The sequence below is a fragment of the Dokdonella sp. genome (assembly GCF_051958935.1).
Lineage (GTDB): Bacteria > Pseudomonadota > Gammaproteobacteria > Xanthomonadales > Rhodanobacteraceae > Dokdonella_A.
In genome coordinates, this window is sequence record NZ_JBQCFP010000086.1 from 1 (window position 1) to 18,549 (window position 18,549).

Annotated in this window: 23 protein-coding genes; 10 read left to right on the forward strand and 13 right to left on the reverse strand. The window is 67.9% G+C overall.

Annotation, left to right across the window (positions count from 1 at the left end; genetic code table 11):
- On the forward strand, positions 1-298 hold a 298-nt coding region (locus tag ACTHK2_RS07820; protein ID WP_440245141.1), incomplete at its 5' end, for a YciI family protein.
- A complete protein-coding gene (locus tag ACTHK2_RS07825) occupies positions 298-1,545 on the forward strand; it encodes an RNA polymerase sigma factor (RefSeq protein WP_440245142.1) in 1,248 nt (415 codons plus the stop codon). The genes ACTHK2_RS07820 and ACTHK2_RS07825, both read left to right, overlap by 1 nt.
- A gap of 244 nt (positions 1,546-1,789) precedes the next feature.
- Here ACTHK2_RS07825 and ACTHK2_RS07830 read toward each other — a convergent pair whose 3' ends face one another.
- The 6 genes from ACTHK2_RS07830 to ACTHK2_RS07855 all read right to left on the reverse strand — a co-directional run bounded on the left by ACTHK2_RS07830 (position 1,790) and on the right by ACTHK2_RS07855 (position 8,409).
- A complete protein-coding gene (locus tag ACTHK2_RS07830; RefSeq protein ID WP_440245144.1) occupies positions 1,790-3,076 on the reverse strand; it encodes a hypothetical protein in 1,287 nt (428 codons plus the stop codon).
- A 962-nt stretch (positions 3,077-4,038) separates the two neighbouring features.
- Positions 4,039-4,359 carry a hypothetical protein gene (locus tag ACTHK2_RS07835; RefSeq protein ID WP_440245145.1) on the reverse strand — a complete coding sequence of 107 codons (321 nt, stop codon included), beginning with the start codon at positions 4,357-4,359 and terminating at the stop codon, positions 4,039-4,041.
- Positions 4,356-4,667 carry a hypothetical protein gene (locus ACTHK2_RS07840; RefSeq protein WP_440245146.1) on the reverse strand — a complete coding sequence of 104 codons (312 nt, stop codon included), beginning with the start codon at positions 4,665-4,667 and terminating at the stop codon, positions 4,356-4,358. Before ACTHK2_RS07840 ends, ACTHK2_RS07835 begins: the two co-directional genes overlap by 4 nt.
- A 270-nt stretch (positions 4,668-4,937) precedes the next feature.
- A complete protein-coding gene (locus tag ACTHK2_RS07845) occupies positions 4,938-7,019 on the reverse strand; it encodes an alkaline phosphatase D family protein (protein ID WP_440245147.1) in 2,082 nt (693 codons plus the stop codon).
- A gap of 149 nt (positions 7,020-7,168) precedes the next feature.
- Complete coding sequence (gene xth, locus ACTHK2_RS07850) at positions 7,169-7,993, reverse strand: exodeoxyribonuclease III (protein ID WP_440245148.1); 825 nt, start codon at positions 7,991-7,993, stop codon at positions 7,169-7,171.
- 65 nt (positions 7,994-8,058) lie between these two features.
- Positions 8,059-8,409, reverse strand: coding sequence for a hypothetical protein (locus ACTHK2_RS07855; protein ID WP_440245149.1), 351 nt, complete (start codon positions 8,407-8,409; stop codon positions 8,059-8,061).
- A gap of 121 nt (positions 8,410-8,530) precedes the next feature.
- Here ACTHK2_RS07855 and ACTHK2_RS07860 point away from each other — a divergent pair, with 121 nt between their 5' ends.
- Both ACTHK2_RS07860 and ACTHK2_RS07865 read left to right on the forward strand, forming a co-directional pair.
- Complete coding sequence (locus tag ACTHK2_RS07860) at positions 8,531-8,776, forward strand: hypothetical protein (protein ID WP_440245150.1); 246 nt, start codon at positions 8,531-8,533, stop codon at positions 8,774-8,776.
- Between the two features lie 11 nt (positions 8,777-8,787).
- On the forward strand, positions 8,788-9,027 hold the full coding sequence (locus ACTHK2_RS07865; RefSeq protein ID WP_440245151.1) for a DUF2188 domain-containing protein: 240 nt from the start codon (positions 8,788-8,790) through the stop codon (positions 9,025-9,027).
- Between the two features lie 39 nt (positions 9,028-9,066).
- Here ACTHK2_RS07865 and ACTHK2_RS07870 read toward each other — a convergent pair whose 3' ends face one another.
- Complete coding sequence (locus ACTHK2_RS07870) at positions 9,067-9,507, reverse strand: hypothetical protein (RefSeq protein ID WP_440245152.1); 441 nt, start codon at positions 9,505-9,507, stop codon at positions 9,067-9,069.
- Between the two features lie 94 nt (positions 9,508-9,601).
- On the opposite strand from ACTHK2_RS07870, the gene ACTHK2_RS07875 reads away from it, so the two are divergent.
- On the forward strand, positions 9,602-9,883 hold the full coding sequence (locus ACTHK2_RS07875) for a hypothetical protein (RefSeq protein ID WP_440245153.1): 282 nt from the start codon (positions 9,602-9,604) through the stop codon (positions 9,881-9,883).
- 48 nt (positions 9,884-9,931) lie between these two features.
- On the opposite strand, the gene ACTHK2_RS07880 is transcribed toward ACTHK2_RS07875, so the two are convergent.
- On the reverse strand, positions 9,932-10,309 hold the full coding sequence (locus tag ACTHK2_RS07880; protein ID WP_440245154.1) for a hypothetical protein: 378 nt from the start codon (positions 10,307-10,309) through the stop codon (positions 9,932-9,934).
- A 201-nt stretch (positions 10,310-10,510) separates the two neighbouring features.
- Here ACTHK2_RS07880 and ACTHK2_RS07885 point away from each other — a divergent pair, with 201 nt between their 5' ends.
- Positions 10,511-12,463, forward strand: a complete 1,953-nt coding sequence (locus ACTHK2_RS07885) for an acetyl-CoA hydrolase/transferase C-terminal domain-containing protein (protein ID WP_440245155.1) — start codon at positions 10,511-10,513, stop codon at positions 12,461-12,463.
- A 91-nt stretch (positions 12,464-12,554) separates the two neighbouring features.
- Here ACTHK2_RS07885 and ACTHK2_RS07890 read toward each other — a convergent pair whose 3' ends face one another.
- Positions 12,555-13,052 carry a hypothetical protein gene (locus tag ACTHK2_RS07890; protein ID WP_440245156.1) on the reverse strand — a complete coding sequence of 166 codons (498 nt, stop codon included), beginning with the start codon at positions 13,050-13,052 and terminating at the stop codon, positions 12,555-12,557.
- Positions 13,053-13,218: 166 nt separating this feature from the next.
- On the opposite strand from ACTHK2_RS07890, the gene ACTHK2_RS07895 reads away from it, so the two are divergent.
- A complete protein-coding gene (locus ACTHK2_RS07895; RefSeq protein WP_440245157.1) occupies positions 13,219-13,914 on the forward strand; it encodes an SDR family NAD(P)-dependent oxidoreductase in 696 nt (231 codons plus the stop codon).
- Between the two features lie 50 nt (positions 13,915-13,964).
- Here ACTHK2_RS07895 and ACTHK2_RS07900 read toward each other — a convergent pair whose 3' ends face one another.
- Entirely contained in the window at positions 13,965-14,348 is a 384-nt protein-coding gene (locus ACTHK2_RS07900; protein ID WP_440245158.1) for a hypothetical protein, read from the reverse strand.
- A 121-nt stretch (positions 14,349-14,469) separates the two neighbouring features.
- Between ACTHK2_RS07900 and ACTHK2_RS07905 the strand changes: the two genes are divergently transcribed.
- Both ACTHK2_RS07905 and ACTHK2_RS07910 read left to right on the forward strand, forming a co-directional pair.
- Positions 14,470-15,123, forward strand: coding sequence for an energy transducer TonB (locus tag ACTHK2_RS07905; RefSeq protein WP_440245159.1), 654 nt, complete (start codon positions 14,470-14,472; stop codon positions 15,121-15,123).
- Positions 15,124-15,301: 178 nt separating this feature from the next.
- Positions 15,302-15,787: a DUF456 domain-containing protein gene (locus ACTHK2_RS07910; protein ID WP_440245160.1), complete on the forward strand. Its 486-nt coding sequence runs from the start codon at positions 15,302-15,304 to the stop codon at positions 15,785-15,787.
- A gap of 99 nt (positions 15,788-15,886) precedes the next feature.
- Here ACTHK2_RS07910 and ACTHK2_RS07915 read toward each other — a convergent pair whose 3' ends face one another.
- From ACTHK2_RS07915 to ACTHK2_RS07925, 3 genes are all read right to left on the reverse strand, one after another.
- Entirely contained in the window at positions 15,887-16,294 is a 408-nt protein-coding gene (locus tag ACTHK2_RS07915) for a GFA family protein (RefSeq protein WP_440245161.1), read from the reverse strand.
- A gap of 8 nt (positions 16,295-16,302) precedes the next feature.
- Positions 16,303-16,956, reverse strand: a complete 654-nt coding sequence (trhA, locus tag ACTHK2_RS07920; protein ID WP_440245162.1) for a PAQR family membrane homeostasis protein TrhA — start codon at positions 16,954-16,956, stop codon at positions 16,303-16,305.
- A 75-nt stretch (positions 16,957-17,031) separates the two neighbouring features.
- Positions 17,032-17,460 (reverse strand): hypothetical protein, encoded by a 429-nt coding sequence (locus ACTHK2_RS07925; protein WP_440245163.1) that lies wholly within the window; start codon positions 17,458-17,460, stop codon positions 17,032-17,034.
- 112 nt (positions 17,461-17,572) lie between these two features.
- On the opposite strand from ACTHK2_RS07925, the gene ACTHK2_RS07930 reads away from it, so the two are divergent.
- Positions 17,573-18,412: a universal stress protein gene (locus ACTHK2_RS07930; RefSeq protein WP_440245164.1), complete on the forward strand. Its 840-nt coding sequence runs from the start codon at positions 17,573-17,575 to the stop codon at positions 18,410-18,412.
- The last annotated feature ends 137 nt before the right edge of the window (positions 18,413-18,549 follow it).

Consider the following 18,549-nt stretch of genomic DNA (forward strand, 5'->3'; position numbering starts at 1 on the left):
GATGGATCTCAACGCGCAGCTGCGCGCATCGGGAGAACTCGTCGATGCGCAGGGCCTCGCCGGTCCCGAGGAAGCGAAGCTCGTGCGGGCGCGCGCGGATGGCTCGCCGGATACGGACGGGCCGTTCGCGGAGGCGAAGGACTTCCTCGCCGGGTTCTGGATCATCGACGTGGACAGCACCGAGCGCGCCTACGCGATCGCGGCGCAGGCGTCCGCCGCGCCCGGCAAGGGCGGCGCGCCGCTCAACATGCCGATCGAAGTACGCCAGGTGATGAGCGCGCCGCCGGTCGACGCGTGATGGAACGCGGCGGCGTCGAGCGCCTGCTGCGCGAACTCGCACCGCAGGTGCTCGGCGCGGTCGTGCGCCGTTACGGCGACTTCGCCGCGTCGGAAGACGCGGTGCAGGAAGCGCTGCTCGCCGCGGCGATGCAGTGGCCGCACGAGGGCCTGCCGGACAACCCGCGCGCGTGGCTCACCCACGTCGCGGGACGGCGCATGACCGACCACGTGCGCAGCGAGCTCGCGCGGCGCCAGCGCGAAACCTTGCTCGCCTTGTGGGAAACGCCCGCGCAGGCACCCGCATTCGGCGACGACGACTTCCCGGCGGACCCGGACGACACGCTCGTGCTGCTGTTCATGTGCTGCCATCCGGCGCTGACGACGTCGTCGGCGATCGCGCTGACCCTGCGTGCGGTCGGCGGCCTCACCACCGCCGAGATCGCGCGTGCGTTCCTCGTGCCGGAGGCGACGATGGCGCAGCGGATCAGCCGCGCGAAGCAGACAATCCGCGATTCCGGCGTGCCGTTCGCGATGCCGGATGCGGAGGAGCGCGCCGCGCGCCTCGACGCGGTGCTGCATGTGCTCTACCTCGTCTTCAACGAGGGCTACACGACCAGCAGCGGCGATGCGTTGCACCGCACGGACCTGTCCGACGAAGCGATCCGCCTCGCGCGCGACGTGCATGCGCTGCTGCCGCGCGAAGGTGAAGTCGCGGGCCTGCTCGCACTGATGCTGCTCACCGACGCACGCCGCCCCGCGCGCACCGGTGCGCACGGCGAACTCGTGTCGCTCGATCGTCAGGACCGCCGCCTGTGGAACCGCGCGCTCATCGACGAAGGCGTGGCACTGATCTCCGCGACGCTCTCACGCGGCGCCGTCGGTGCGTATCAGCTTCAAGCCGCGATCGCCGCGGTGCACGACGAAGCGCCGAGCGCGGACGCGACGGACTGGCCGCAGATCCTCGCGCTCTACACCGTGCTGCTGCGCCTCGCCGACAACCCGATGGTCGCGCTCAACCACGCGATCGCCCTCGCCATGGTGCATGGTCCCACCGCCGGCCTCGAACGGCTCGCCATGATCGCCGGCGACAAGCGCATCGCAGGCCACTACCGCCTCGATGCGGTGCGCGCGCATCTGCTGGAACGCGCGGGCGATCGCGAACGTGCGATCGAGCACTACCTTGCTGCGGCGGCGAAGACGGCGAGTGGGCCGGAGCGGGATTATCTTCTCGCGCAAGCGGCGCGGGTTCTTGAAGCGACCGCGTGACCTTTCGCAATTTGGGAGAGAACGGACGGAAATGTCCTCGGGGCGACTGCACGCGGCCTTTGTCCTCCGAGGCTACGGCCCCCTCACCGACATGGAAGACTACCGAAGCACGCTGCGCCTATTGAACCTGCCCGCCGCGCTGACAACGCACGGCGAGCGGCGGCGGTAATCCGCTTCGGTCTTCTTGAAGCCGCGGCGCCACGCGCGCGGCCCCGCGCCAGCCCGATGCGGTTCTCCAGCCTGCCTACCAACGCTGCGCGATGAACACCTGGTTGTTGCCGCCAGAAGCGCCAGGATCCAGGTTTCCCGCCCGCGAAATGAACACAATGTACTGGCCGTCGGCGCTCATCGATGGCTTCTGGCTTGAATCATTGGCCTGGACCCCCGCTGGCGTCTGACTGACCAGATCGGTCGTACCGACCGTCCGATCGCGGACGAAAATGTCGGCAGTCCCATTGGTGTCCGGCGCGTAGAAGTTGTTGGCCGATGAATTGAATGCGAGATAGCGCCCATCGTCGCTCATGGCCAAGCGCGCGGATACATGTGAGTTGCCCTGTGCACCGGAACTCGAGAGGCTGGCGAGATAGGTTGTCGTCGCCGGGACGTCACGCACAAAGGCATCCGCGAAGGCATTTGTGTCGCCGGCGACCAAGTTCGTGGCGCTCGACGGGAATGCTACGAGTGAACCGGTGTCATTGATCGCATATCCAGTGGAAACACTGGCATCGCCGACGACCATGGGCGACGGCGAGACGTTCAGAAGCGTCGTACCGAACGCGTCGTGGATGTACGCATGGGTGACGAGCCCTGTTGCTCCCGACACGAGGTTGCTGGCCGGCGACCGAAACGCCACGGCACTCCCATCGCCGCTTACAACCGGGTTGTCGCTCCAATTGTTGGCCTGGCCTGAGGCACCGGTGCTTGCGATCGTCATGAATACCGGGGTATTCAGCATCCTGACAAAGATATCGGCCGTTCCGTTAGTGTCACCCGCCACGAGATTGGACGCATTCGAGGAGAAAACGATCGTCTTTCCGTCGCGAGATATGTCTTGTCCGCCGACGCTGTTCGCGTTTCCGAGCGTGCCGCTCGCACTGGCGGACACGATCTGCATCGTGCCGAGTGTGCGATCGTAGTAGAAGACGTCGGTCCACCCATTCGTGTCCCCCGGCACCAGATTGGTCGCGTAAGAACTGAAGACGACGTAGCGGCCATCGCCGGAGACGCGCGGCGCGTCGCTTATTGCGTTTCCGGGATTACCCAAGGCATCGTGGCTAATCAACTCGATGGAGCCGGTCGAACGGGTGTACGCGAAAATCTGGCGGCCCGGGTTGGACGGCAGCGGCGGATTAACAAGGTTCGCTGCGTTGTCGGAGAACACGACGACGTTGCCGTCGGCACTGATGGCGGCGTCTGCGGCCGATCCATTGGGAAAGGCGCCCGTGTAGCTGTGACTGACCAGTGCAAGCGACACGTTGCCGGCATACGCCGCGTCGCAAACGCACGTAGCGGCGATGGCTATGGCGAGCATTGACCTTTTCATTGGCGACGGACTCCTGAGCAGCGAACGGCGTGAGTGCCTGGAACTTTCGGACGATGCCGCATTTTCCATTGAAAGCACTTGCAATATTGTGACGTGGTTGCCAGCAAGGCCGCCGATGCGAAGTACGGTGAGCCAACAGTCGCCCCGCCGGAATCGCGCGCTCGAATCCGGCGTCCGCGCTGTCGAAGAAGATCTGCGCTTTGAGGCCTATATCCGCCAAGTGTTATGGCGCAAACCAATTAGTAGGATCGATTCGCAGAATCGGCCGTAGCCCGATGCGCGAGCGTGGAGTCGGTAGCGTCGTCGGTCATCGCAAGCGCGCGAACCGCTTCGGGTGGCGGTGTGGCTTCCGGATGGCTCGCGACGTACTTGCGCACAGCGGCCAAGGCTTCATGGATCCGGGGTTCGCGCCTTTCGGCCGCGAACACCGTTTCGTAGTCGCTGAGGGAAACCAGCGCGATAGAGAGATAGGCCTCGAGTCGCTGGACCGCCTGCGCATCGGCCGCGTTCGAATCTCCTCCAAGGCTTGCGCGAAGGACCTGACGTCGCTCGCGCTTCGCAGATAGGACGCGGCGACCAGATCATCGGCCCGCGATGAAGTGACGAAGGAAGCCACCACGTAGCCCGCAGCAAGTCCCGCGACGAACGCCGCGATCAGCGGGAGATTCGGTCGACCTGTCGAATGCCTCTGCATGTGCGGAGGAAGGCCACGCGATCATGACAGGCGCTCGTGCGGGTCGCGAGAGGTAGTCGCAGGCCGGCAGCGAAAGGGGGGCCCTGCCGGTCGGATCGCTGGCGGGACGGGAACGACGAAAAATGTTCGATCGCGCTCACTGCGGCGCCCCACGGAGATCGCGCGAGCGCTGCCGTAACAGGTCGATGTGAGCGCTGTTCGGCGTACGCAAGACCAGCGGGCCCTGGGTCCGCTGGTGGTCACCCGGCCAGCGGCACTACGGGCAGTGGAAAACAATCACCGTCGGCGGACGGTACAGGGGGTTGCGCGCCGGCGCCGCGGCGGGCCTCACTGCGTCAGCAGGTTTGCCCGTCGCTGCAGTGGACGGTTCCGCCGGTGGTGTCGTTGCGACCACTGGCGCCACGGGGGTCGCCCTGCGCGTGCCGCGCATGCGGGCTGCCGTTTCCGCCTCGTCCTTCATCGCGAATGCGATCGAGTGGTGGCCGGCTTCTTCCACATGCCACCTGCCATCGCGACGGCGGCGGGCGACGCGCATCACGTACCGGATCGTGCGTGGATCATCGATTCCCGTGGTCATGCCCCCTCGCCGTGCGAATCGCCCGCGAGGTCGAGGTAGGCTGCGCCGGCAACGATACGGAAGCTGCGGAACCCGCAGCTCGCGAGTTCGTCGACCACGCTGCGCGCGACGTGGGTGGCGTGTTCCGCACCGAGGCCGAAGTCGACATGGATATCGATCCAGACGAATCCTTTCGGTGCAGCCGAGGCACGCTCGAAGCGAAAGCCGGGCGTGACGCGCGGAAGTATGCGGGCGATGAGTTCATCGTCGTCCACCTCCACGGTCGCGACGACGGGCCAACTGCCGTTGGGGCCGGACATGTTGCTCATGGTGGTTCCCGTAGGCCCGCCGGATCAGATCGGGCTGGAGTGCGGCTACCGGGGAATGAGCTGACTGTCTTAGCTCATCGTGCGCGCCGGGACCCGTGATCGGGAAGCCCCACCGCTTCGCACCTAGGCAGGAGGTGGTCTGCATCATACGCGCAGCACGTGAAGGTTGCGTAACCAGCGCTTTTCCGCACTGCGCTTAGGCGAGAGCCACAAGAGGCGAGCTGGTGGAGGCATCCGCGAAGAGATGGCGCGAGCGGAACGCCAGCTGATTCAGATCGACAAGCCAACGTCACCCTCGACGACCACGTGTCGCATCCGCGGCCTCTCGCCTGCTTTCCACAACCGCACTTCGTGACGCACGCGGTAGCGCAGCGGCCCGCCGTCGGGACTCTTGCTCCGTTCGATCGGCCGCGGGATGCAGACGAACTCGGTGACCATCGTGCCCGCATCGACGCGCACGGTGGCGTAGCCGTGGCCGGCCATGTCGACGAAGGAGAGATGCGGCGCGAGTTCGGGATTGCTCAGCGCATGCGCCTTGGCGAGGTCGCCGCTGCTCGCGTATTCCAAGGCCGAACGCACGCCGTGGCGAAGCGTGAGGTTGACGGTGTGCTGCAGTGGCCCACCGTCCGGGTTGGCGACGTAGATGGGACGCAGCGAGTTGTCGGGCTTGAGGTTGTGCTCGTTCGCTTCGGCCATGCCGGGCGAACAGAGCGAGCCGCCGACGAAGGTGACGCCGACGGGTTCGAAGGCTGCAGGCGGCAGCGCTTTCGCGGCGTAGCCTGCCCAGAAGCTGTGGCGATCGCCCGAGACGATCGCGAAACCCGCAATGCCCGCGTCGCGCACGGTGTCGAAGATCTCCGCGCGCTCGTGGTAGGCGCCGCCCCAGTCGCTCGCGGCCATGAGGCCGTAACCGGCGCCCTTCCAGGGGCCGAGCGCGGCGGGAAGGTTCTGCGCATCGACGCGCCAATCGGGCGTGCCGAGCGAATTGCCCCAGATCTTCCACGTCGCCTGCGCGTTGCGCAGGCGTTCGAGGAACCATGCCTTCTGTTTCGCGCCGAGGATCGTCTGCGGCGCTTCGCCCGCGCGATAGTTGGCGACGCTCTTGTCGCCGAGGGACAGTCGTGCCGGCGGATGGCCGTTCGCGTAGTCGCGGCCGGCATCGAGTTGCGCCCACAGTTCCTCGGGGACGAAACCGAGCTTATCGTCCTCGAACAGCGGGTTGATCTCGTCGTGGTTGCCGGGATCGCGCGAGCGGAAGCTGTGCTGGTCGGTGACGAAGAGGTCGATGTGCCGACCCCAGCGCAACGCGCGGTACGCGATCAGGCTGTCGATCGCGGTGCGGTTGTTCGGCTCGGTGCCGAGCCCGTCGTCGTCGAACTCGTTGATCGCGGTATCGACGACGTGCGGCGCATCGAAGACATCGAGCTTCGAGCCCGGCGGCAACACACGCGCGGGCTGGTATTCGAACCAGGCCTGGTTCGCGGCGACCTTCAGGGTCTGCGCGGGCACCCAGCCTTCGGTGCCGGGGAATTCCTGGATCGACTGCCAGCCGTTCCACGAGAACTCGTGGTTGTCCCAGATCGCGACGAACGGCCAGCGTGCACGCGCGTCCTGCAGATCCGGCTCCTGCAGGTAGGCGTGGTAGGCGACGCGGTAGTCCTCGAGCGAATCGGGCACCCAGAAGCGGTTCTTGGCGACCGTCTTGCCCTTCGGATACCTGATCGGGAAGGTGATGAGGCGGTCGTAACGGTGGCCGTCCTTGACCTGGTCCGGGTACTGCACGACTTCGTAGATGAAGTCGCCGAGGTGCAGCACGAAGCCGATGCGTTCTTCGGGCGCCGCGCGTTCGTCTTCGAAGATCATGCGCCGATAGCCGTTCAAGTAGCCTTCGCACACGTCCTGGCAACTGACGAAGGCGAAGCGCGCCGGCCGCGGGTCGTCGGGGTGCGGCGCGGTGATCGTGCGGCCGACGCGACTGCCGTTGCCGTCCTCGTCGACGAAGCGATACCAGTATTCGCGTGCCGCTTCGAGGTGGCCGACGAGCACGCGGCAGGTCCAGTCGGACGCGCCCTGCACGCGCGCCGTCGTCTTCGCGATCACGCGCGTGAACGCCGCGTCCTCCGCGACCTCGACATGCAAGGTCGCGGCGTCGCGACCGTCCGCGTACGGACGCCGCGTCCAGAGCAAGACGCTGTTGTCGTCGGGGTCGCCCGACGCGACGCCTTGCGGATACAGGTCGCGGCGCTCGCGCCACCCGCTCGACGAGGGCCGCACCGGCGTGCAGCCCCAGGCGAGTGCGGCGCCGAGCGCGACGGAGAGCTCGAGGAACTGCCGACGGTCCATGGTGGGCATGGCAACCTCCCGCAGCGAATCGCGATGATCGATGCGCGGAACGCTAGACCAGATCGCCGCTGGTCGAGCGTGCCGGAAGTACCAACGCTTGCACCCACCCCATCGCCCGGCATATCCAAAGGCTGCAGGCGCAGACTCGGGCGAATGCGTCACGCCCCGGCGCGCACCGCGCGGCACCGTCTTGCCGCGGAGCGCCGCGGCGCGTCGCCGAGCACGATCCACGTCGGCGCGTGGTCGCTCGCGCCCTTCTCGCCGCGCACCCAGCGATCGACACCGGCGTCGACGAGACGTGGCGCGAGGCGCTTGTTGAGCAGCAGGTGGTCGATGCGCAGGCCGGAATCGGTTTCCCAGTGGCGGCGGAAATAATCCCAGAACGTGTAGATGCGCTCGTCCGGATGCAGCGTGCGCAGCGCATCGACCCATCCCTGCGCAAGGAGCCGCGCAGAGCACTCGCGCGATTCGGGCTGCAGCAGGGCGTCCTTCAACCACGAGCGCGTGTTGTAGATGTCGAAGTCGGTCGGCACGACGTTGAAATCGCCGGCGAACAGGAACGGATGCGGGCTCGCATACAGCTTCGACGCATGCGCGATGAGCCGCTCGAACCAGGCGAGCTTGTAGTCGAACTTCGGGCCCGGCTGCGGGTTGCCGTTGGGGAGGTACAGGCAGCCGATGACGACACCATCGACGGCCGCCTCGATGTAGCGGCTCTGCGTGTCGCTGGGGTCGCCCGGGAGGCCACGCCGGCTCACGACGGGCTTCACGCCCTTGGCGAGGATCGCGACGCCGTTCCATGCGCTCTGCCCCATCCACACCGACTCGTAGCCGGCGTCGGCGAGCGCCTTCGCCGGGAACATCGCATCGGGCGCCTTGAGTTCCTGCAGGCACACGACATCGGGTGCCTCGCGTTCGAGCCAATGCAGCAGGTTGGCGAGTCGCGAGCGGATGCCGTTGATGTTGAAAGTGGCGATCTTCACGAGTGCATGCATGCCGGCTGTGCGCGGGAACGCTCAGCATAGCGCGGCCGCCTGAACGACGGTGCTCAGCGCCCGCGCGGTCGCCGTCCCGGGTGGCCGGGCGGAAGATCCTGCCAGCGCACGGTCATCGCATGGCGCAATCGCATCTCCCATTCGATCACGAGGCCGGTGCTGACGGCGTGCGGCGAGCACGCGATCGCCCAGCGCATGTGGCGCGACGTGCGCGCGCACGCGCGCCAGACGGGTCGCGCGATGCGCTTGACGCGCTCGGTTTCGTGCTCCGCCTCGCGCCGCTGCTTGCCGGTGGCGCAGTACGAGCGCAGCACCGCGCAGATCGACTCCCACTCGGCGCGCGTCAGGGTCACCGTGTCCGCGCCGCCATCGCAATGAGCCTTGACCTCGCCGAGCGTGTGCATGGGCCGATGATCATGGCGATCGTCTCAGCTATCGCGACGATGAATGCCCTGATTTCAAGCGCGCCGGGGTTCAGGGCCGCACTGCTCTGATGGCATCCCCGTTGCAGAGGAGTCTGTACCCATGGCCCGTCATGTCATGCACGTCACGCATCGCGCGGACGATGGTCTGTGGCACATCGAAGTGGACGGCGCGTCGATCGCATCGTTCGCGCAGGAGATCGAGGCGGAGCTTGCGGCGATGGCGCGCGGCAATGCGTTGCTCGCGCAAGGGCGTCCGTGCGAACTGATCGTCTACGACACCGATGGCGTGCTCGACCGCTGGGTCCCCTTCGGCTACGACGACCCCGGCATCGCCCAGTGCGCGTGAAGGAGGACGACATGGCACGTTACGTAATGCACCTTGTTCATCGGCAAGTGGACGGTCGCTGGCACCTGCAGGCGCGCGGCCGAACGATCACCGCGTTCGAGACGAAGGCCGAAGCGGAAGCCGCCGGCCAGAAGCGGGCGCACGAACTGCAGGACGTCGGCCAGGATGCGCAGCTCGTCGTCCATCGCGCGGATGGTTCGATCGAGCACGAGTACACCTACGGCCACGATCCCGAGCGGCGTCCGGGCTGATCGGAGCCTTAGCCTCCGGACCGTCGACGCGCCAGCCGCTCAGGCGGCGCGACACGCGTCCTGCCAATGCACGAGGATGCCGATCGCCGCCAGTCGCGGCGCAATGCACGCGCGAAGGTCGTCGCCGATGTCTTCCGCTTCGATGTCCGGCCCGTAGATGCCGACGATCTCGTCGACGTCGTGATCGCCCGCATACGCCGTCGGCTGCGCGATCACCGCATTGTGGCAGTCGATGAACACGGTGGTCGGCACGCCGAAATTCCGGATCGCCTTGCGCGCCGCCTTGGCCAGACGTGCGGGTTCCGTCGAGGTCGAGCCGAGCGTGGTGGGTGAGAACAGCGAATCGAACATGTCGTGCATGACGCCCTCCAATCGTCGTTCAGTTGCGAACGGGGAACGTACCTGCCTGAACGATGGCGCCGCAATCGGAAAAATTTTCTCGTTCAGCCTTTTGGACGGCTGAAACGTGACGGCCTTCACTCGCCACCTGAACACGGGTTTTACGAACGATGGGGCAAGCTCGGCCCGGCATGCTCTGGAGGCGCCCGTGCCAGTCCCTGATCCGACCCCTGCCATGCGGTCACCGGAAGCGCAGCCCAAGCGGGAAGGCATGCATCGGTGTCATCGTGACGCGCTCGCCGTGCTGGATTCCATGGAGCGCATCGAACCCGCCGATGCCTGTGAATATCTGACGGTGATCGTGTCGACCACCGTGGACCCGATGCTGCGGCTGAAATGCCTCGACGTGTTGCACTATCTGCGGCCCGCACAGACGGACGGGATACCACGAGGCGCGACCATGGCGCTGGCGCGCCTGCGCGAGTATTGCGAACTCGTGCTCACGCGGTCTGGCTAGCCGCGCGCGTGGGGGAAACGCGGGAGGGCATCGCCCTCCCGCCATGCATCAACGTGCGTTCGCCTGGTCGCCGCGGCTGCCGCGGTTGCCTTCGACGTCGCTCTGATCGCGCATGCGGCGGCCTTCGCCGTCCTGGTCGCCCATGTTGTTGTTGGAGCCGCCTTCGCGGCCCTGCTGCTGCGTCGAGCGCTGGTTGGCGTCGTCGTTGCGCTGGCCTTGCTGGCCGCCCTGGCCCTGCTGGCCCTGCTGGCCGCCCTGGCCCTGCTGACCGCCCTGGCCCTGCTGGCGCTGCGTCTGGTTCTGGTTGTTCTGCTGCGGGTTGTTCTGCTGACCCATGGTCGTGCTCCTGGTTGCGATGGAAAGACTCACCGGGTTGGCGAGTACCTGCAGCATCGCCGTCGTCGACACGACATCCCATGAATGCATCCGCGGTCGGGGCAGCGCGCATTCATCGCAACAAGAGGAAGGTGACGCGCGACGCGCACGGAGAGCTCGATCGCAGAACCCGGCCGAATGGACGATTGCACTCGACCGGACTGCGCATGTCTCCGTGTGCGCTGCTTCCGTGCTTCGCGTCGCCGCGGGCATGCGCTACCCTGCGCCGATCCTCGCGAACGGACGCAGGTGATGACGACACCGATGACGATCGATGCGGCAGTCGCGCGCATCCTCGAGCGCGGCGGAGCGCACGTCGCGGTCGCCGCGCCGCTCGGCCTCGGCAAGCCCAATCACCTGCTCAATGCGCTGTACGCACGCTTCAAGGCCGATGCGTCGCGCCGGCTGACGCTCTACACCGCGCTGTCGCTCGACCTCCCCGAGGCGGGCAGCGAACTCGAACGTCGCTTCCTCGGGCCGTTCCTCGCCCGCCAGTTCGGCGCCGACTATCCACGACTCGACTACGTCGCCGACATGAAAGCCGATCGCGTGCCGCCGAACGTGCGCATCGAGGAGTTCTACTTCCAGTCCGGCGCGATGATGCACGCACCACGCGCGCAGCGCGACTACGCGAGCATCAACTACACCGCGGTCGCGCGCGATCTCGCCGAGCACGCGCAACTGCACGCGATCGTGCAGCTCGTCGCCGCGCGTGGCAGCGCCGCCGACGCGCGCTACAGCCTGTCGTGCAACCCGGATGTGACGCTCGACGTGCTCGAGGCGATCGCCGCGAACGGCGGCATGCGGCCGCTCGTGATCGGCGTCGTTCACCCGGACCTGCCGTTCCTCGGCGGCGCGGCGGAAGTCGGCGGGGGCTTCTTCGATGGGCTCGTCGACGGCAGCGCGCCTGCGCAGCCGCTGTTCGCGCTGCCACGCAATGCGGTCGACGTCGCCGAGTACGCGATCGGCCTGCACGCGAGCACGCTCGTGCGCGACGGCGGCACCTTGCAGATCGGCATCGGCGCGCTGTCGGATGCGATCGTGCATGCATTGCTGCTGCGCCAGCGCCGCAATGGCGACTATCGCGCAGCCGTCGACGCCTTGCGCGGCGGCGACGCCGCCACCGATGCACTCGTCGCGCGCTGGGGCGGCGTCGCGCCGTTCGAGCGCGGCCTTTACGGCGCGAGCGAAATGATCATGGACGGCTTCATGCACCTGCGCAGGGCCGGCATCCTGGTGCGCCGCGTGTACGACGACATCGAGACCGAGCGTGCACTCGCCGCGAATCGCGCGGTGGACCCGCAGAAGCTGCGCGGCGGCCACTATCTCAAGGGCGCGTTCTACCTCGGCTCGAAGGACTTCTACGCCTGGTTGCGGGCACTCGACGGCGAGGACTACGCCGGGCTCGCCATGAGCGCGGTGTCGGACGTCAACCAGCTTTACGGCGGCCGCGAGCTGCTCGACGCCGAGCAGCGGCGCGATGCGCGCTTTTTCAACACCTGCATGATGGCGACCCTGCTCGGCGCGGCGACCTCCGATGCGCTCGAGGACGGCCGCGTGGTCAGCGGCGTCGGCGGCCAGTACAACTTCGTCGCGATGGCGCACGCACTCGCGGGAGGGCGCTCGGTGCTGCTGCTTCGCGCGACGCGCAAGAACGGGCGTTCACTCGAATCCAACGTCCGCTGGAGTTATGGGCACGCGACGATTCCGCGCCACCTGCGCGACATCTACGTAACCGAGTACGGCATCGCCGACCTGCGCGGCCGTTCCGACGAAGCCTGCGTGCGCGCGATGCTCGCGATCGCCGACGCGCGCTTCGTCGACGATCTCGCCGCAACGGCCGTACGCCACGGCAAGCTGCCACGTGATTTCCGCGTGCCGGACGCATGGCGCTCGAACACACCTGAAGCGCTGGCGGAGCGCCTGCGCGTGACGAAGGCGGCAGGCCTGCTGCCGGCGTTCCCGTTCGGCACGGACTTCGATGCGACCGAGCAGCGTTTGCTGCCGGCGCTGTTGTGGTTTAAGTCGCGCGTCGGCGATCCGCGGCGCTGGCCGTCGCTGGTCGCGGCGCTGTTCGCGCCGCGCGGACGAACGGACGACATCGACCTTCTCGCCCGGCTGGATCTCGCGCACCCCGCATCGATCCGCGAGCGTGTACTCGCGCGGCTCGTGCGCGGCGCCATTGCACGCTCTCGCGCGCATTGACGATCACCGGGCCGCCTCGGAGAGAGGCGGACTTCGACCGGAGGGCGCCCCCAATAGCGCGGTCGCGATCGAAGCCGCCTTGAAACGGAGTTCAGCTCAGTACGGACGCATCATGGAACGGCAGCGGCTTCGCGCCTGCGTGCCGCACCGCTTCACGCACCTGCGCCTCGTGCTCGCGCTGATCATCGACGACGACGAGGATGTTGCCCGCGTCGATCTCGCGCTCGAATTTGCGGCGTACGTGATTCGGCACGGTCGACCCGACCAGCGCCGCGCTCCATGCGCCGACCATGGCCCCGACGAACACGACGAGGCATGCGCCCGCGAAGTTCATGTCGACCGCGGGGATCAGGAGCGCGATGAGCGCGCCGAAGATGCCAAGGGCCGCGCCGAGGCCCGCGCCCCGCAACGCGGACGGCACCATGTCCGTGGACGTGTCGAGGCGCTCGTTCGGCAGGCGCTCCATTTCGATGTCGGCGCGAGCGATGAGCGAAATGTCATCGTCGTCCGCGCCGGCCGCGCGCGCGGCGAGCATCGCCGCCTGCGCAGTCGCATAGTCCTGGGCACAGAATACCTGACGGAATTTCATGGCTGTCTCCTCGGTTCGCTTCGACTGCCCGAGCGGGAATTCGACGACCCGACGCTAGCCCCGCCCTCCTCAATCGCGCCTTAACCGTGCGCAGCGCAGTGCTGCGGCGCCGCATCGCGGCGCGCTCGTCTATCATGTTCGTTCCGGATACGACGCAGGAGGTTTCATGAACGTGCAAGGCAAGCGCATCGCGATCACTGGCGGCTTCGGCACGCTCGGCGCAGCGGTCGCGCGTGTGGCGGCCGCCGCGGGCGCGAAAGTCGCCGCGATCGACCGCGCCGACGCCGCGCCCCCGGGCCTCGCCGACGCCGGCATCGCCACGATCGGCGGCGCCGACATCGCCGACGCCGCCGGGGCACGCAAGGCGATCGACGCCGCCGCCGATGCCCTCGGCGGCCTCGACGCGCTCGTCAACATCGCCGGCGCGTTCCGCTGGGAAACGCTCGCCGACGGCAGCCTCGACACCTGGGACCTGCTCTACCGCGTCAACGTGCGCACCGCCGCCGCCGCAAGCCAGGCCGCGCTGCCGCACCTGCGCAAAAGCAGCGCCGGCCGCATCGTCAACATTGGCGCGAACGCCGCGACGAAAGCCGCCGCCGGCATTGGCGCTTACGCCGCGTCGAAAGCCGGCGTCATGCGCCTCACCGAAGCCCTCGCCGAAGAGCTCAAGGACGCCAACATCACTGTCAACGCGATCCTGCCGAGCATCATCGACACGCCGCCGAATCGCGCCGACATGCCGAACGCGGATTTCGGGAAGTGGGTGAGGCCGGAGCAGTTGGCGGAGGTGATCTTGTTTCTGGTGACCGATGAAGCTTCGGCGGTCACTGGTGCACTGGTGCCGGTTGTCGGACGCGTCTAGCACCCGCGCTGCCAGCTACGTTCGAAGGAACTGATGTCGCGCGCGGTCGCTCACCGTCCAGGGGCGCTCGAGTCGAGCCTGCAAGCCGACTGAAGCTGCGCCACCCCGCCCAATAGAACGGATGCCGGAACATGCGCGAACGTCGAAGTTCGCGCTGTGCTGCGTGCAGCGCTTCGACCAACGCGGCGGCACGGCGCTCGCGCGCATCCTCGTCGAGGAACTCGACACGCGTCGTCGCTACGATCTCGCCTCCGCTCGATGGTGTAGACAAGGCTGGAAGCCTTGCGGTCGAGCGGCTCGATCAGCGTGCGTGCTTCATGGTCGGCGTGCGCGGCGAACTTGCGCTGTTCCTCGACGTAGATGCGGTAGCGGAATGCGCCGACGCGCGCGAGGTCGTCGGGCGTGACAGCGACCCGTACATCATGCAGATCCATGCGAAGCCCCCCCAAATGCTCGGACACAAGGAGTGCCGACGAGCGCGGCTGTCCCACCTCCAAACCCCGCCACACCTGCTGCCGCGTTACCGGTTGTGCACACACCGGAGGAGGCACGACCATGGCGACGCGCGCAGCCGTCCATCACCCGCACCTCGACTGGCAGCGCATCGCTGCGCTCGGTACGAGCTTCCTCATGCATGCGGTCGCGGCGCTCGCGCTTGCCGTGCCGCTTGCAATGCAGGTCGAACGCATCGAACCGCGCCGCGTGGAAGCGAGCCTCATCGAACCGCCGCCACCGCTTCCGCCGCCGCCGGAGCGGCAGCCGCCGCCGCGCGCTCCCGTCCGTCGCGCGGCGCCGCCACCGCCCGCGCCCGTGCCGCCGACACGCAGCGTGATCGAAGCGCCTCCGGCGCCTGCCCCCGTCAACGTCGGTCCCGAGCAGCCGGACACGCCGGCCGCGACGAGCGACATCGCCGCCACCCGCGCGGTGGGCGAATCGCGTCGCCTCGCCTACGACGGCGCGTTGAAGCTGCGCTACCCGGCGACCGCGTTGCGCTCGCGCCAGCAGGGCGAGGTGTTGCTCAACGTGCTCGTCGACACCGACGGCAAGGTGCAGCGCGTCGAGATCGCCCGCAGCTCCGGCCATGCCGACCTCGATACCGCCGCGCGCGAGGCGGTGCAGCGCGCGCACTTCCGGCCGGTGCTGCGCGACGGCCAGGCCGTGGCGGCGTGGGGCGTCGTGCCGATCGAGTTCCGGCTGGACCGGGGGTGAGGTGCGAAGGGTTGGAGGTGGTTGTTGAGGCCGAGGGTCAAGGTGCGGGCTGCGGGCGGAAGAGCATCGCGGCTGGAGCCGCTCCCACGACGATGAGCGCGGCACGCCGATGGGCACGGTTGGTTCCCCTGATGCGCCGCTACACTAGCGTGCCGCACGTTACCCGATGGAATCGCCGATGGATCTGCACGCGCTCTGGTATGTCCTCGCCACGATTCTCATCATCGTCGGCCTCGTCGGCACTGTGTTGCCGGCGTTGCCGGGGGTTCCTCTGGTGTTCTGCGGGTTGCTGCTCGCCGCGTGGACCGACGGGTTCGCGCATGCGGGCGCATTCACGTTGTTCGTCCTCGGGGCGTTGACCGTGATCGCGCTCGGCATCGATTTCGTCGCCGGCGTGCTCGGGGCGAAGAGGGTCGGCGCAAGCCGCTACGCCGTGATCGGCGCGGCGCTCGGCACCCTGCTCGGCCTGTTCCTCGGCCTGCCCGGCCTGCTGCTCGGGCCGTTCGTCGGCGCGCTCGCGGGCGAACTCATCGCCGGCGGCACCTTGCGCAAGGCGACTGGCGTCGGCGTCGGCGCGTGGCTGGGCTTCCTCGTCGGCGCGATCGCCAAGCTCGCGATCTGCTTCGCGATGCTCGGCATCTTCACGCTCGCATTTCTCGCATAGGCGCAGGTGAAGAGCGCAAGCCTGAAACACCAAGGACAACATCAGGGAGCGGGTGCACAGCCGACCCGTTCGCCCCGCTCGGTTCGTGCCCTTCGTATTTCAGTCTGTTGCTTTGGAATGCGCGGCCGCGGTGAGATGGGCTATCGCGGCCTCGCTCTCGGCGCGGCGCGTGTCGTCGAACAGCGTGACCTCGATGCGTTCGATCGTCGCGGGGTCGAGGCAGCGCACGTTGATGTCGAAACCGTCGGGGTTCGAGCGCGGCACATAGAAGCTCTTGATGCCGCAGTGCGCGCAAAAACGGTGTTTCGCCGTGCCGGTGTTGAACGTGTACTCGACGAGCGCATCGGCCCCCGCGAGCAGGCGGAAGCGGGCGGCCGGCACGATCAGGTGCAGGTAGCCGCTCATGCGGCAGATCGTGCAGTTGCAGTCGAGCGCTTCGATGACCGCGGCTGCGTCCACCTCGAAGCGTACGCGGCCGCAGTGGCAGCCGCCGCGATGCGTGCGCATGCCGTCGCTCATGCCGCGGGCGGCAGCACGTAGAACAACACGGCGAAGAACTGCAGCACGCTGCCGAGCAGCACGAACAGATGCCACAGCGCGTGGCTGTAAGGCAGGCGCCGGCTGAGATAGAACGGCACGCCGAGCGTGTACGCAGCGCCGCCGCCGAACAACAGCCACAGGCCGCCCGCATCGATGCTCGCGAGCAGCGGCTTGATCGCGATGAGGCCGATCCAGCCGAGGCTCACGTACAGCCCGGCCATGATCCTGCGGCTCTTCACCCCGGCAAACTCGAGGCCGATGCCGGCGAACGCGAGCAGCCAGACGATCGCGAACAGCGACCATCCCCAGGCGCCCTTCAGGCTGATCAGGGTGAACGGCGTGTAGGTGCCGGCGATGAGCAGGAAGATCGCCGCGTGATCGAGCGTGCGCAGCACCGGCTTCGCACGCGGCGACGGGATGCCGTGATAGAGCGTCGAGGCGGTGTAGAGCAGGATCAGGCTCGCGCCGTACACGCTGACGCTCGCCACGTGGCGCGCCTCGCCATCGCGCGCCGCGAACGCGACGAGCGCGGCGAGGCCGGCGATGCTGAGCACGATGCCGACGCCATGGATGAGGCTCGAGGCGATTTCCTCGCTGCCGCTGTAGCGCGGCGCCACCGATGTCGTCATCGCGCACTCCCAAGGCGCATGGCGCGCCGCAACACGCGCACCGTACCGCATCGTATGGCCAGACGCCAATGCGCGTCAGCGGCGGCGGATCGTGAACTTGCCGAAGGCGACGCCGAGATCCCAGCCACTGCCCTTGCCCGAGAGCGCGAGCGAGACCGGACCCTTGGTCAGCACCTGCGCCTCGGCAGCCTTCGCCGCGCCCGCGTGCGCGCCGGCGCTGGCGTAGGCGCCGAGCACGTCCTCGATGTCGTAGACCTCGGTGAAGCGCCCGCGGCCGTCGTTGATCTCCGACTTGCCGAAGGTAAGGCCACCACCCTTCGCTTCGATGACGACGCGCAGGGTATCGCCATAGGTGCAGGTCACCGTGCCCTCGCCCGATGCGGTCTTGTAGAACGCGGACCAGCCGGCGAGCGAGAAACGCATCTCGCAGTCCAGGTCCTTGCGCGCGTGAGCCGGCGCCGCCACCGCGAGCAGCGCGCCCAGGAACCATGCCGTGCGCATCATGGGTTTTCCTCGTCGAAGGATGACTGTCCGCAAGCATACCTGCGCGTGCGCGGGTTGCGCACGACCGAGCGCGACGCCGTAAGCTATCGCCATCGCGTCACTGGAGCGTGCCATGGCCGAATCCGTCGCGTGTCCTTTCGATCTGCTCGTCCACATGCGCCGTACCGATGCGCTCGGCAGCGCGGGTACGGTCGGCCTCGCGCTCGCGCAGCGGCTGCACGCGTTCGCGACCGGCTTGCACGTGGTGCCGATCTCGCCGGTCGCGTTCGCGTCACCCGAGGCGGTCGCCTTGTACGTCAACGAGGCGGAAAGCGCCTACCGCGATGCGCTGCAGCGCGCGCCGTTCTGGCAGGCCGCGCTCGATGCGCACGGCTTGCATGGCGCATGGAACGCGAGCCAGGGCGACGTGGTCGAGTCACTTTGCCACGCATCGCGCTGGAGCGACCTCGTAGTGGTCGAGCGGCCGCAGCTCAATCCGGATGCGCCGACCGGCTGGGGCTTGGTGTCGCGCACGGTGTTCGGCGCGTCCTCGCCCGTGGTCGTCGTCCCCGAGCGCGTGCGAGAGCAGTGCGTCGGTCGGCGCATCGCGGTCGCATGGAACCAGAGCCGCGAGGCGGCGCTCGCGATCCGCGGCGCACTGCCTTTGCTCGCGCGTGCCGAGCACGTGCAGGTGTTCGAGGGCGAGCCGGTCGAGAACCCGCTCGGCCTGCGCTTCCTGCCGCGGTTGGACCTCCGGCCGTGGCTCGCCCGCCACGGCATCGACGCGGGGTACAGCGCGTTCCCGGCGCGCAAGGATTGCGGCCCGGCGCTGCTCGACGCGGCGCATGCGATGGATGCGGACCTCGTGGTGATGGGTGCGTGGGGACATTCGCGCATCACCGAACTCGTAGTCGGCGGCACCACGCGTCATTTGTTCCAGCACAGCGACCTGCCGCTGCTCGTCGCGCACTGAGGCGGCCGCATGGACGCGACAGAGGCGCCGATTCCCGAACTCCTGGGCGCACGCGTGCGCCTGCGCGCGCTCGCGCCGCGCGATACCGACGGCCTGTTCGCCTTGCATTCCGATGCACGGGTGATGCGCTACTGGAG